The sequence below is a fragment of the Faecalispora anaeroviscerum genome, assembly GCF_947568225.1.
Taxonomy (GTDB): Bacteria; Bacillota; Clostridia; order Oscillospirales; family Acutalibacteraceae; genus Faecalispora; species Faecalispora anaeroviscerum.
The window spans coordinates 143016-154649 of record NZ_CANOOQ010000001.1; the positions used below are offsets into that span (position 1 = coordinate 143016).

General features: G+C 44.9%; 16 protein-coding genes. 7 read left to right on the forward strand and 9 right to left on the reverse strand.

All coding sequences use genetic code 11. The features are described from left to right. Positions 1-20: 20 nt before the first annotated feature. From QOS46_RS00735 to QOS46_RS00755, 5 genes are all read right to left on the reverse strand, one after another. Positions 21-203, reverse strand: coding sequence for a hypothetical protein (locus QOS46_RS00735; RefSeq protein WP_283606523.1), 183 nt, complete (start codon positions 201-203; stop codon positions 21-23). After that, positions 196-786 (reverse strand): hypothetical protein, encoded by a 591-nt coding sequence (locus QOS46_RS00740; protein WP_283606525.1) that lies wholly within the window; start codon positions 784-786, stop codon positions 196-198. The genes QOS46_RS00735 and QOS46_RS00740 overlap by 8 nt, the downstream gene beginning before the upstream one ends. Beyond that, on the reverse strand, positions 786-1013 hold the full coding sequence (locus QOS46_RS00745; protein ID WP_283606526.1) for a hypothetical protein: 228 nt from the start codon (positions 1011-1013) through the stop codon (positions 786-788). Before QOS46_RS00745 ends, QOS46_RS00740 begins: the two co-directional genes overlap by 1 nt. 512 nt (positions 1014-1525) lie before the next feature. Continuing rightward, on the reverse strand, positions 1526-2431 hold the full coding sequence (locus tag QOS46_RS00750) for an AAA family ATPase (protein WP_283606528.1): 906 nt from the start codon (positions 2429-2431) through the stop codon (positions 1526-1528). Continuing rightward, complete coding sequence (locus QOS46_RS00755) at positions 2428-4410, reverse strand: Mu transposase C-terminal domain-containing protein (RefSeq protein ID WP_283606530.1); 1983 nt, start codon at positions 4408-4410, stop codon at positions 2428-2430. The genes QOS46_RS00750 and QOS46_RS00755 overlap by 4 nt, the downstream gene beginning before the upstream one ends. A 147-nt stretch (positions 4411-4557) precedes the next feature. Between QOS46_RS00755 and QOS46_RS00760 the strand changes: the two genes are divergently transcribed. Continuing rightward, a complete protein-coding gene (locus QOS46_RS00760) occupies positions 4558-5160 on the forward strand; it encodes a hypothetical protein (protein ID WP_283606532.1) in 603 nt (200 codons plus the stop codon). A gap of 202 nt (positions 5161-5362) precedes the next feature. On the opposite strand, the gene QOS46_RS00765 is transcribed toward QOS46_RS00760, so the two are convergent. The 3 genes from QOS46_RS00765 to QOS46_RS00775 are packed head-to-tail and all read right to left on the reverse strand — an operon-like array spanning position 5363 to position 6067. Then, entirely contained in the window at positions 5363-5542 is a 180-nt protein-coding gene (locus QOS46_RS00765; protein WP_283606534.1) for a hypothetical protein, read from the reverse strand. 22 nt (positions 5543-5564) lie between these two features. After that, entirely contained in the window at positions 5565-5807 is a 243-nt protein-coding gene (locus tag QOS46_RS00770; RefSeq protein ID WP_283606535.1) for a hypothetical protein, read from the reverse strand. A gap of 38 nt (positions 5808-5845) precedes the next feature. After that, complete coding sequence (locus QOS46_RS00775; RefSeq protein WP_283606536.1) at positions 5846-6067, reverse strand: hypothetical protein; 222 nt, start codon at positions 6065-6067, stop codon at positions 5846-5848. A 179-nt stretch (positions 6068-6246) separates the two neighbouring features. On the opposite strand from QOS46_RS00775, the gene QOS46_RS00780 reads away from it, so the two are divergent. Together QOS46_RS00780 and QOS46_RS00785 are read left to right on the forward strand one after the other, a co-directional pair. After that, the gene (locus QOS46_RS00780; RefSeq protein WP_283606537.1) at positions 6247-6690 is read left to right on the forward strand and encodes a helix-turn-helix domain-containing protein; all 444 of its coding nucleotides are present in this window, start codon (positions 6247-6249) and stop codon (positions 6688-6690) included. Positions 6691-6737: 47 nt separating this feature from the next. After that, the gene (locus QOS46_RS00785) at positions 6738-7205 is read left to right on the forward strand and encodes a hypothetical protein (protein ID WP_283606539.1); all 468 of its coding nucleotides are present in this window, start codon (positions 6738-6740) and stop codon (positions 7203-7205) included. Between the two features lie 543 nt (positions 7206-7748). Here the strand turns inward: QOS46_RS00785 and pdxR are convergent. Next, positions 7749-8822 (reverse strand): MocR-like pyridoxine biosynthesis transcription factor PdxR, encoded by a 1074-nt coding sequence (pdxR, locus tag QOS46_RS00790; protein WP_283606540.1) that lies wholly within the window; start codon positions 8820-8822, stop codon positions 7749-7751. A 147-nt stretch (positions 8823-8969) separates the two neighbouring features. Between pdxR and QOS46_RS00795 the strand changes: the two genes are divergently transcribed. The 4 genes from QOS46_RS00795 to QOS46_RS00810 all read left to right on the forward strand — a co-directional run bounded on the left by QOS46_RS00795 (position 8970) and on the right by QOS46_RS00810 (position 11413). Continuing rightward, positions 8970-9629 carry a nucleotidyltransferase domain-containing protein gene (locus QOS46_RS00795; RefSeq protein ID WP_283606544.1) on the forward strand — a complete coding sequence of 220 codons (660 nt, stop codon included), beginning with the start codon at positions 8970-8972 and terminating at the stop codon, positions 9627-9629. 303 nt (positions 9630-9932) lie between these two features. After that, positions 9933-10388 (forward strand): MarR family winged helix-turn-helix transcriptional regulator, encoded by a 456-nt coding sequence (locus tag QOS46_RS00800; protein ID WP_283606546.1) that lies wholly within the window; start codon positions 9933-9935, stop codon positions 10386-10388. A 28-nt stretch (positions 10389-10416) separates the two neighbouring features. Next, positions 10417-10920 carry a nitroreductase family protein gene (locus QOS46_RS00805; protein WP_283606547.1) on the forward strand — a complete coding sequence of 168 codons (504 nt, stop codon included), beginning with the start codon at positions 10417-10419 and terminating at the stop codon, positions 10918-10920. A 118-nt stretch (positions 10921-11038) separates the two neighbouring features. Further along, complete coding sequence (locus tag QOS46_RS00810; RefSeq protein WP_283606549.1) at positions 11039-11413, forward strand: flavodoxin family protein; 375 nt, start codon at positions 11039-11041, stop codon at positions 11411-11413. Positions 11414-11634 lie beyond the last annotated feature (221 nt).

Below are 11634 nucleotides of genomic sequence, written 5' to 3' on the forward strand. Positions count from 1 at the left end.
GGAGCGCAGCGCTCCGGAAATCAAGATTCTTGTGGGGGAAGCGGAGGTTTCATAATTGTGCTGGAAAGGTATGTTTGCGTCAGCTGAAGGGCCTGCGCGGCTGTAAAGCCCCGCTGTACCGCTGTGGAATAAAATACCCAGCTCATTTCTGCCATGGCCCCGATAGCCTTTATGACTTCGTCTGCGGTAGGCTGATTATTCATTGTCCTTCTCCTGTTCTTGTGCCATCCGGATGAAACGATCATAGAGCGCTTGAGGCATTTCCTTCTTGGGATAAACTAAAGCAATACACGCCTGTTCCAGTGCCTTTTTCAATGTGGCGTTTTCTTTGAGAGCAATTGCCACTTTTGCCAGTTCCAAAGGATCAAGCTGATTTTCCTTTAGCTTTGCATTCTCAGCCAGTAGCCTCGCACACTGGCTGTGCGAAAAATCATTGACCTGAATAACCTCTTCCGGAGAAAGTCCGGTATCTTCGTAGGCTTTGAGCTTTGCGCGTAATTCAGAAAAAGCCCATGCAGTCGTGAAAAAATGTGCTAAGATTCCTTCCGGCGAATTCAGACCATCAAAGAGTTGATCGGTCAAAAATTCCCCGATGTCATCATCCGATTCATCGTCGTAAGAGATACTGCAGTGAAGCACTTCGGCACAATGCCGCATAAAGTCGTAGAGTGTGATTTCGTGGCTATCCTCCGTAAGGCAGCAGACCGTTGTCCCTTCCTTAATGCTGAAAATGTTATGTGCCGATTCCATGTTGCTTTGCGGATTATCTGTTGTTAATCTCTCCATTAGCAGCTCACCCGTCCCAACTTCTCAACATCGACACAGTCGTGATATCCTTTCAATATCACAACCAAACGGCGGCATAGCGTAAACGGTACGCTCTCCACCGTCCAAACGGTGCCCTGATGCTTCCGGGCCTCCGGGCAGTTGATCATGATTACCTGATCGCCGGGCTTCAGATCGCACAATTCGGATGACTGACGAAGATTGCGAACTAATTTCTGGTAGCTCATTTTCATCCTCTCCTTAATTAAATTCCTCCGGATGCGATTTTGGGCGGCGTGGTCGGAGGGCAAAAACCACGTCGCCGGAAATCCCCACTCTGCATTTTTACGGGCTTGTGACCGCCATTGGCTGCATTAGGGTGGGGCATCCGCCCCGATAATTTTAGCTACCACAAAGGACGTCCCCTTGCAATATTGCTGTGCATTTTCCGCTGAAACCGTGTGCTTTTTTCGTGCTGTGCTGTCCGAAAAGCCATATCTTCCTGCTTGGTTCTGTAAATTTCCGCTTTCCTTGCATCCTCTTCAGCCTTCCAGCTTTCCCATGACGGATATCCGGAATGGCACCCTATGTAACGGTAGGTGCAGTCTTTGCAAGGCGGCGGTGAATAGCTCACCGTTTGATCGCCGCGCGGGTGGCGGCAACAAATGCCCGCAGTCCCTCAATGGTGGGTGTTTGCTTCCAGAGCCGGCAGAGGGAAAGATACGCTTCCAATTCTTTTACCGTCATAAAGTTTCCTCCTTTAGTAGGCTATAATTTTCATAGCCTTGGCCATTTCCATAAGTCCCTGATAGGTGGTGTTTTCGTTGTCCTTGGCATTGCTGTACAGGTTAACCGCGCCACGTATTCCCTGCTCACTGCGGGCGATGGTGTGCAGCAGTTCAATTTCTTTTTCCTGCCCCGCATCGGCCAACGCCGGGAACAGAAGCTTTATATCATCCTTAGTAACTTCCAGCGTTCTGCGAATGTTGACTAACTTGGTGCGGTTCCGGATCTGCGCGAACGCAGGGCGGCTGCGCCCGTTGGTGACGGTTTCCGGATTGCCGATCAGCGCGACGCCAAGCTCAGAATTGTTATCCGTGAAGGCGCGAATGGCTTCAACGGTTTTGATCGGCAGGTGCTGGGCCTCATCAATGATTAGCACCTTACGGCCTCCGCGCAGGGCTTCGTCAATTTCCATCCACATATCGTCTTTTCTGCCGGTCGGCAGCTTTAACTGCCGGCAAAGGAGCTTTAAAAAGGCGTTTAAACTGGATACACACGGATTCACGGTCACATATACTGCGCTGCCCGGATATTCGGCGGCATATTTCAGGGCCGCTTTGGTTTTACCGATGCCGGCATCGCCGCATTCATCGGCAAGGCCACCCTTCAGGTGACACATCCGGATCGTTGAGTAAACACCTTCGGAGATGGAAGTGGGAACGTAATCCGGAGAAACATACAAGGTTTTAGCTTCAGCTTTCAGATTAAAAAACTCTCTGAGCCGGTTTTCAAATTTCTCAACATCGCCGTTATAGGTACCTTTGCGGTAGGTGCTAAGAGTACCGGTGCTGTAACCGATATCATTTGCTGCCTTTGACTGGCTTCCGGCCTCCGTGATGTAATCTTCCAGTTTCTGCTGCAGTTCAGGGCTGTACTGCTTCATAAATTTTCCCCTTTCTTTTCGTTGTTACGAATCATACGCGATATATCAACAATGGGGGTTCCTTCCCCACCAGAAGCGACTTTTTCTTCTCTGCGCTCGTCTGTTGTAACCATTTCCACAACACGGTCATCCGTTCCGGATGGGAGAAGCAGGCCGGTTACGCTTCGCTTGGAAGCGCGGACATAGACATCCAAAAGGTTAATATGGCCATATTGTGATACGACCAGCTCACGTTGTACGTCTGCCACTTCTTTCACCTTGCGTTTCAGGCGGCGTTTTTCGTGCATCGCGTCCCGGATTTCTTCCTTGCCGGCACCGTAGGACAACTGCATGTCGGTGCGAAGGGGAGCTGTCATGATAAACTTTTCATTTTCATCGTAAATCCGGACTTCATCTAAGTTTTCAGGATCGTAACGAAGAAATACCTTTTTCCCGGTAAAATTGATTATTAATTCATCATTGAAATAATAGAGGCGTTCTCCGCAAATCGTGAGGTATACGCCGTTTTTCCCGACCGTCTGCAGGCGGGCGCTGCGCATCATCATCAGGTTCAAGTCTTCTGCAGCCGCGCGGCGAATCACCTTGGGCAATCGTTCCTGATATACCTGCAGCTTGGTTTTGCCTTTATCGGCCACAACCTTGCCGTTATATATCTGCTGGTTGAAATAGCCATCGATCATATCGTTTACAACCTGAATCAATTCTCCGTCTGTAGGTATCTGGCCGGCCTTAAGCTTGTGCTTCAGCTTTTCGGGCTTGACCACCACATTGGAACCGCAGTATGTATCGAACAGCCGGCTGAGAAATGTAAAGTTTCGAAATTCACGTTCAATGATTTTGGCTTGTCCATTTCTCGGCAATGCATTGGTCATCGTAATTCCGAGGCGCGTAAGGATCGGCGTTGGAAGCTGGATTTGAGCCTTTTTCTTCCGTGTACGATGACCGGTACCGCCGATATCGATATTCAAGTATTCGCGGCCGTTATCAACATAAATGTATTTTGGCAATCCATACCGCAGAGCCGCTTTCCGCAATGCAGCCAACGTACTGTCGGAGCTTGGATTTTCGGTAACCACCCAGCCAACATAGATTCCGCTCCGCGCGTCGATGAACGCTGACAGCGTCATACGGTGCCGCTGCTCCAATCCGTCTTCGGACATCGTAATAACGTCAATGGTATGTCCGTCGGCTATCCAGTAGTCATTGGAAGCCATGTCATCATAGAAACGGTCAACAAAGATTCCGTAGCGGTCGTTATAGGCTTTTTCTCCGTCGCGAACCAAAGTGGCAACCGGTTTAGAAAATGCCTTGGCCATTCGGTAAAAAGTATCATAGGATGGCAACTGTGCAAGCAGCTCCGGACGCTCTTGCTGAACGATCATCCGTGTCGCTTCCTCGCATTTACGGACAGGCAGTGCGCGTTCATCCAAATACACATAAAGAAAAATATCTTTAATCGCGTCAGGAACGCTGGATTTTCCTTTTTTCCAGCGGCCCCTTTTGTCGATCAGGCCGTCCAAATCATTTCGCTTTAGGGCAGCTTGCTTGCGGTATAGGATATCCTTTGAAATTGTAATTTCCGGGTGCTCTGATTGGCATTCCGTTATAAACGCAGCGTCGGCTTCGGCCTTGGAGCCGATAAAGCCGGTTCGGAAATTTTTCCACTCAGACAGGATATTTTCCCACAGCTCAATTTCATTCCTCTGCTCCGCTGTGAACCTCTCCAGAGGTTTTGGTTCCGGAAGCATTTGCCTTTTGGGAACCTTGCGCAGCGATGCTGGAATCTCACCATATTTCTGGCGATAATATTTCGCCTGAATCTGAGGTTCAAGCACAGTTAGCGGAATAAAAAACTGTTTTCGGTTATTGGCATTCATATCTTCATGGCAAGGGATTCTTCCTGTAGTAGCCATAGACTGTATGGTTCTAACCGTACATCCCTTGAGCTGCGCGACCTCTTTAACAGTAAGGAGTTCCAATCTATTCACCTGCCTTTCGGCTGATTTTATGATTTAGCCTGCCATCATCGGCTGCAGGCGGCTATCTCTGCAGGACGGGGCGCATCCCCGTTTCGGCTGTTCATTAGTGGCTGAATATGCTATAATTCTTTAAATAGGAGGTGTATTATGCATAAGTTTGAAAACTATATTCCTAAATACGACATTCCGCTAAAGTCTGGTTTACCTTGTTTGGAATATGATGTTGCGGTATTCTGTGATTGCTTAAAAGGGATTATCCCAATGCCCCTTCCAAAGTACCTACAAAAATTCAGTGAATGTTTGATTTATTATTCGAGCCGAGTGGACGAGTTGAAACCTGATACATTTCCTGAAGCATATCGTGTGTACATTATGGATTACCGTTTAAATATTCTATTTGCGGCACTTGATACAACTGGAAAAATTGCAACCTATTTTTCTAAATATGGGAAGTACGCCCATGATATTGAAGATTATTGTTATGGCGATGGCGAGTTGATAGGGGATGCTATTTTCCCTCAAATGAGTTACGATTCTAAATCCCTTCTGAGTTTTGAAAAACGTTATGGCTTTATGCCAGTAGATGAACTTTCCATGGCTTCTGTCCTTGTCTTTCAAAATGAAGAACTACTCGAAAGAAGGCAAATATCACAGTTCCAAACAGCCTTACTAATGGAAAAATTCAGAAGTAAAAACTTGATTGACTGGAAATCGCTTGTGAACCGTGCTAAAGAAGATTTCGGATTCTAAGTAAACGCTCTGCTCTCTTGGAAACAGGCTGATACGGATTCCCTGAAGGTTCAAAAACACTTTTTGCTGCTAATTTTGTCCGTCCCTGAATTTGCACTTCGGGGGCGGCTTTTTTTGCGCTATCCATAAGATTATCCTTTCTGCCCTGCCATCATCGGCACAGGTGGGGCGGTTCCTGTGGACGGCCCGTTGGCCGTTTCGGCTACATTTCCCAAAAGTCATCGTCAGCAATATCCAAGGGGAATCCCACAGCGGCCATTACGTTCAGGATCGTGTCCGTGTACCCGATGATACCTTCGTACCGAAGCCAGATATCCAGCAGCTCTCGCGGGCTGTAAATGGGCCGTGCATCCTCAAGACTGCTATAGGCTTGTCCTTCCATTTCGTTGAGTGCTTCTAAAATTTCAGCTTCCACGTTTACAAATTCTTTCCGCTCTGATGCCCTTATCGGGCCAATAGCCGCCAGTGCTGTAATTCCAGCAAATCAGACCGTTTTCATCCAGCCTCGTACCGTGGGCAACGAGCGTCCATCCGTCGCTGACGCGCTCCATCAGAGTGCCGGATTCTGTTTTGCCCAGGCATTTGTACTGATCTCCGTTTGAATGATCATAGACGGTTCCTGCTGTTAGTTCCACATAAGCATCCATTCTGTTTTCCCTTTCTGCCCATCAGGGGGTCATTGCTGCTACGCACTGCGATGTTCCGAATATTTCTCTCCGAAAATCTTTTCGATCTGAGCAATATCCTGATCGCTGAAAGGTCGTTCCCCACGCATTTTAGCAGCCAAGTTTTGGGGCCAGATCCCAATTTTTTTTGCAATTGTTCTAAGTTCTATTCCTTTAAGAATTGATTGTGCTTTAACCCAAACGCCAAATGGGGTTAAAGGCCGTGGAGTCCTTTGTCCCACTTTTTTCACCTCCTGGATAATTCTGTTAAATTATCACGGAATCCGATAGACTATAACGTTTTTCTGTGATATTATTTAGTTGTGTTATCACTAATCTAATGCAAGTATAATACGACATATCGAATTAGTCAAGCATAAAATTGGATAAATCTTATTTTGTTACGAAATGAGTGATTTATGTGTACGACAGTACAACAATGTTAAATAAGATATTGCTGGCGATCGACCAGCGAGGTATAACAGCAAAGGAGTGCCTAATACAGAGCAACGTAAATACCAGCTTCCTTTCAGATTGGAAAAATGGGAAAATAAAATCTCCACCATTCGATAAGATATATCGGATTTCTGAGTTTCTGAATTTATCGCTTGATCTGCTGGCCGATGATAATGTAACCGATGCAAGAAAACATAATGAAAGCACCCCGGAGAACCAGCAAACTCTTTTAGAAGATTTTATAAAGCTGGATAAACGCGAACAACAGATTGTTCTTGGTAAAATATCTGAAATGATATATAATAAAAAAATGGAAGAGAACTCCGAAAAGCTCTCTCCCAAAGTACTATGGGATTTACTTGCTGATTCAGATCATAAAGATACGTTAGTTTCCAAACACGAAGACTAATTTTTTTACCGTGAAATGATTAGCGGTAATCAACAAGGAGGATAAATATGGGATTATTCAAGAAAGATAAAGGTTATGATTGTAGATTTACAGGAAAAGTTTCTAATACCACAGGGATGAACGTAATACCGCATGGTATCCTTTTAACTGTATCTTTAAATAACGATTCTATTACCATAGAAAACTCAGATATGTCATTTACCCTTGAAAAATCACAGATAAAAAGCAGTGGATTTTTCACAGAACAAGATGTTACTTCAAAAAATAAAAGCGTTGTTGGCCGCAGTATCGCCGGAGGATTGATGTTTGGTGAAATGGGAGCCATTATAGGTGGTCTCTCTGGTGTTGGGAATAAGAATAAAACAATTCATAAGAAATTTATTTTTATTACATACCAATCTTCTGATAAGACTGACTGCGGTATTGTTTTTGAGATTGAAGATTACGAGATTCGATCTGCCCTGAAATTTATTGAAATGACAAAAGTAGTTACAGCAGAGCCGATTAAACTGTAATGAATTTTTATTCATCAAAATAGTATATTTTTCCAAAAGATATACGAAGATGCTTAATATAACTAATATAGAATTATAATTGCAAAAAAGCGCATGAATACTTAATGCGAAGGGCTTCGCATTAATGGGAACAATTGCTTCGCACTTTCGCATCGATTCTTCCTATATTCCCATTAAAATTTTATAACAGGCCTTCTACAACTTCGTGGTGTTATAAAAGCAGCTTTAAAAGGCACTTAAAACAAAAGAATCCCCTGTGTAGCGCCATTTTTAGGCGATATACAGGGGATTCCAAATATATCTTTAAAAAGGTTTTTAAAAGCTTTTAAAGGCATAATTAAAGACTTTTCGCAATGACCGATTTAATTATCGTTTAGAATCATACCACAAAAATCCGTTTGCACACTAATTACAAAAAACGTTAAAATTCACTGATAAAAACGCTTTTTAAGCCCTAAAAAACGCCAGTCTAAAGCCATTTTTCACATTTAAACGGCTTTGAACGTTTTTTCACACCTTCCAATAGCTTTTTTGTATTCTCTATCAAAACTCACAGCGGGCAAGTATTTTCTGTTCGATCAATGGTACGGTACATTGGTATCCGGCAAATCTTTTTTGATAGGCCGGGAGCAGCCATGTCGGCAAGATCAGGTAGGCCATTCGCAGGCCGGGGGAGAGCGCTTTGGAGAACGTGCCGACATAGATGACGCGTTCCTGTTGATCAATGGATTGAAGAGCAGGTATGGGTCGCCCGTTGTAGCGGAATTCACTGTCATAGTCGTCTTCAATAATGAGATTGTCATGCTCCTGCGCCCAGCGCAGTAATTCTATCCGCTTGTGGATCGGCATTACCGCACCCATTGGGAACTGGTGAGATGGCGTGACGTAAACCATTCTTGCGGGTGATGATGCCAGTTCGGTTAGCTCAATACCGTCTTTACAAACCGGAATCGGCAATATCTCGAATTCGTTCCTTTGAAAGATCACACTGGAGCCGTTGTAGCAGGGCTCCTCCATAGCCACCTTTTTATTCGCATAGGGGAATAATTTGATGATAATTTCAAGAGCGGCCTGTGTGCCGCTGCAAAGAACGATTTGCTCCGGTTTGCAGTTAACACCACGGCTATGATATAAATATTTCATTAGCTGTATTCTGAAATCTCGATCCCCTTGTACATCGCCCTCTTGGTGGACTTCCTGCGCGTACAGCCCGTCCAGCACATCAGCCATATACTGCCGCCATAGCTTGTGCGGAAAGCTTGCGGCGTCAAGACTTCCATACTGAAAGTTATACTGAATATTTTGGGCCTTATAGCTGGGAGTGAAAATCGAGTCTTTCTTGGCGGTTACTTGTTCTGTGGCGCTCTGGTGAATATCGAATTGCAAAATATTGACCACAGATCCAGAACCGGCTTTGCTTTTAATATATCCCTCCAGCGCTAATTGAGCATAGGCATTTTCCACAGTATTGCGTCCTATATGCAATTCCTTTGCCAGTGCTCTTGTGGAGGTAATCTGTGTGCCGGCAGGCAATTTTCCCACCAGAATGTCCCGTTTGATTTGTTCGTAAAGCTGCTGATAAATCGGCTTGTCGGCTTTATGCTCAATGTGTAGCATTCACACTTCCTCCATCACAATATTTGCTACCATTATACCATAGGATCGCCTCACTGTATCCTGCTAAACTTAAAAAAGTGCCTATATGGAGAATGCCGCTTTATATGTTATACTGTCTTTAAAGGAAGAGGAAAGGATTGTATTAAGATGATTAATATTCAACAGTGGATGAAACAATATCAAGCAGTAGTTTGTAGGTTGTTCGGCAGCCGGGTGCTTTTTATCGGTCTGCAGGGCAGCTACGGCAGAAATGAGGCGCACGAAACCAGTGACATCGACGTTGTGATGATTCTGGACACGGTATCACTTTCCGACCTCAAGCAATATAAACAGGCAATAGACACGCTCCCTGAAAGTTCTCAGATTTGTGGCTTTGTGTCGGGCAAAGAGGAGCTTGCAGGCTGGTACCGGGCAGATTTATTCCAGTTTTATCACGACACGACGCCCTATTACGGCAGCCTGGATTCGATCCTTCCTGAAATATCAAATGCCGATGCCCGCAATGCGGTATGGATGGGTGCCTGCAATCTTTACCATATGTGCAGCCACAATTATTTGCACAGCGGCCATATGGAAACCGTGAAGGCGCTGTATAAGTCTGCGGCTTTTGTGTTGCAGGCAAAGCATTATGCTGAAACCGGCAGCTATGTCAGAAGCCATATTGCATTAGAACAGGCGCTAACGGGAGCGGACTTGGAGATTCTGCAATGCGCAAGGCAGCTGCAGTCTGCAGATATTTCCCAGGTTTCTCTGGATCAGTTTTCGGAACGGATGCTGCAATGGGCACAGAAGCTGATTGTCCACTGAAAAAGCTCATTGTAATACAAAGATATTTGGAAAAGACCGCCAGACCAAGAGTATCAGAGTCATGGGGAATTTAGACGGCGTACATCTTGGAAAGCGGGCAGATTCTTCTAATATTACTGGAACACGTTTTAAACTATGATGGTTAGCTCATGAGTAGAATGAGAAGCCCTATAGTATAATAATCAGCAGGCAGGCGTCATAGAAGCCGGCCTGCTTTTCTGTTACCTCGCCGGAATTTTACCGGTGTTGACAATAGAATGGACGCGTGATATATTTGTATGTACAACCAAAGGAGGAAGCACTTTGAACAGAGAACAGAATACGGATCATCAGGACTGCAAGCTCGACGGCTGCCTGTTCTTTTCAACGACGAAGCTCGCTCGCGAGCTGGGCAGGCTGGCAGATGACGCCTTTTATGAAACGGGGCTGTCCCCGAGCCATGCGGTGCTGCTATATGTTGTTAACTTACGAGGAGGAATTCAGCAAAAAGCAATTGGAGAAATGCTTCATTTAACGCCTTCCACCATCACCCGGCTGATTGAAAAGCTGGAACGAAAAGGTCTTGTGGAAAAACGCCTGGAAGGAAAAAATGTCTATCTTCAAACAACCTCAGACGGTCTGGCGCAACAGGAACGAATTATAGCGTCGTGGAACCATCTTCACGAGGAGTATCAAAACATTTTGACAAAAACGGAAACTGCCCGTTTCCTTGAAATCAGCCAAAAACTTTTGGAAAGACTAGAGAGCAAAACAAAATAAATATCAATTTTATTGGAGGCTGTTATTTATGGAAGAAATTTTTATGAGAAGAAGTGTCCGCAAATTTAAAGATCAGGCGGTTGAACCCGAGAAAATCGAAAAACTGCTCCGTGCCGCTATGCAGGCGCCCTCCGCAGCCAATCAGCAGCCATGGGAATTTATTGTAATACAGGATAAAGAGCGGCTGGCGCAGGTGGCGCAGGCTTCACCTTATGCAAAGCCGGCGGCCGGGTCGGCAGCAACCTTCGTATTACTGGCGGATGAAAACAAATTAAAAATTCCAACCGCCTGGGAACAGGATATGAGCACGGCTGCGGAAAATATGTTGTTGGAAGCGGTGCATTTGGACCTTGGAGGCGTATGGTTTGGCGTAGCTACGGCTGATTTTGTTGCAGAAAATGTACGTCAGCTGTTTGAGCTTCCCAAGAATATCCGTCCATTTGCCCTGATTTCTGTTGGGTACCCTGATGGGCAGAAAAACGAGTTTGTTGACCGCTACCAGGCAGAGCGTGTGCATTACGAAAAATGGTAATTGAGGATAGAATTCATTGCTATTAAAAGTAGTGCCTCAAAATATCATCAAGAAAGATAAAGTGAACGAGTTTATCGATCATGCGAAACAGCCACATAATGAGTCGGAGGTAATTTAATTGAATGTATTAGTTGTTACCGGGAGCCCGCGCAAGGGCGGGAATACAGAGATTATGGCGGAGGCGTTTGCCGAATCCGCAAAGGCGGCAGGACATCAGGTAACGGTAAGAAAGTTAAGCACGTTAAAGGTCAACCCCTGCCTCGGCTGTAAATACTGTTTTACGCATGATGGTGTCTGTGTACAAAACGATGATATGAACAGTATTCTGGCGAATCTGCAACAGGCTGACCTGTTGGTATTGGCTTCACCAATTTATTGGTTTGACGTTTTAAGGAAACAGGCTATGCTAGCCATCCTTGCGATTCTATTTTTCTGCTTATATGTTAGCGAGTACAAACTGTATATTACGATACTCTTTCCAAATCAGAAATAGAAACTTGGTCTGACTACAAAAGCTTTTGATTCCAGTATGCTCTATTAAAGAGCCATGTGGTATGAATTGTTGTTTTCCTTATGATCAAAAAAAGAAATAATTTGTACTTTTTATTGGTTTTTCTTAAAAAATGATTTATTGTGCCGATATATATAATATTAAGAATGATTCTATCCTTTCTGTTTTAGCATGTAGAGGGAAAAGTGTTTTTGGCGCGTGAG

Coding starts and splice junctions, on each gene's coding strand:
- QOS46_RS00735 (WP_283606523.1), bottom strand. CDS start 203: ATGAATAATCAGCCTACCGCAGACGAAGTCATAAAGGCTATCGGGGCC.
- QOS46_RS00740 (WP_283606525.1), bottom strand. CDS start 786: ATGGAGAGATTAACAACAGATAATCCGCAAAGCAACATGGAATCGGCA.
- QOS46_RS00745 (WP_283606526.1), bottom strand. CDS start 1,013: ATGAGCTACCAGAAATTAGTTCGCAATCTTCGTCAGTCATCCGAATTG.
- QOS46_RS00750 (WP_283606528.1), bottom strand. CDS start 2,431: ATGAAGCAGTACAGCCCTGAACTGCAGCAGAAACTGGAAGATTACATC.
- QOS46_RS00760 (WP_283606532.1), top strand. CDS start 4,558: ATGCATAAGTTTGAAAACTATATTCCTAAATACGACATTCCGCTAAAG.
- QOS46_RS00765 (WP_283606534.1), bottom strand. CDS start 5,542: ATGGAAGGACAAGCCTATAGCAGTCTTGAGGATGCACGGCCCATTTAC.
- QOS46_RS00770 (WP_283606535.1), bottom strand. CDS start 5,807: ATGGATGCTTATGTGGAACTAACAGCAGGAACCGTCTATGATCATTCA.
- QOS46_RS00785 (WP_283606539.1), top strand. CDS start 6,738: ATGGGATTATTCAAGAAAGATAAAGGTTATGATTGTAGATTTACAGGA.
- pdxR (WP_283606540.1), bottom strand. CDS start 8,822: ATGCTACACATTGAGCATAAAGCCGACAAGCCGATTTATCAGCAGCTT.
- QOS46_RS00795 (WP_283606544.1), top strand. CDS start 8,970: ATGATTAATATTCAACAGTGGATGAAACAATATCAAGCAGTAGTTTGT.
- QOS46_RS00805 (WP_283606547.1), top strand. CDS start 10,417: ATGGAAGAAATTTTTATGAGAAGAAGTGTCCGCAAATTTAAAGATCAG.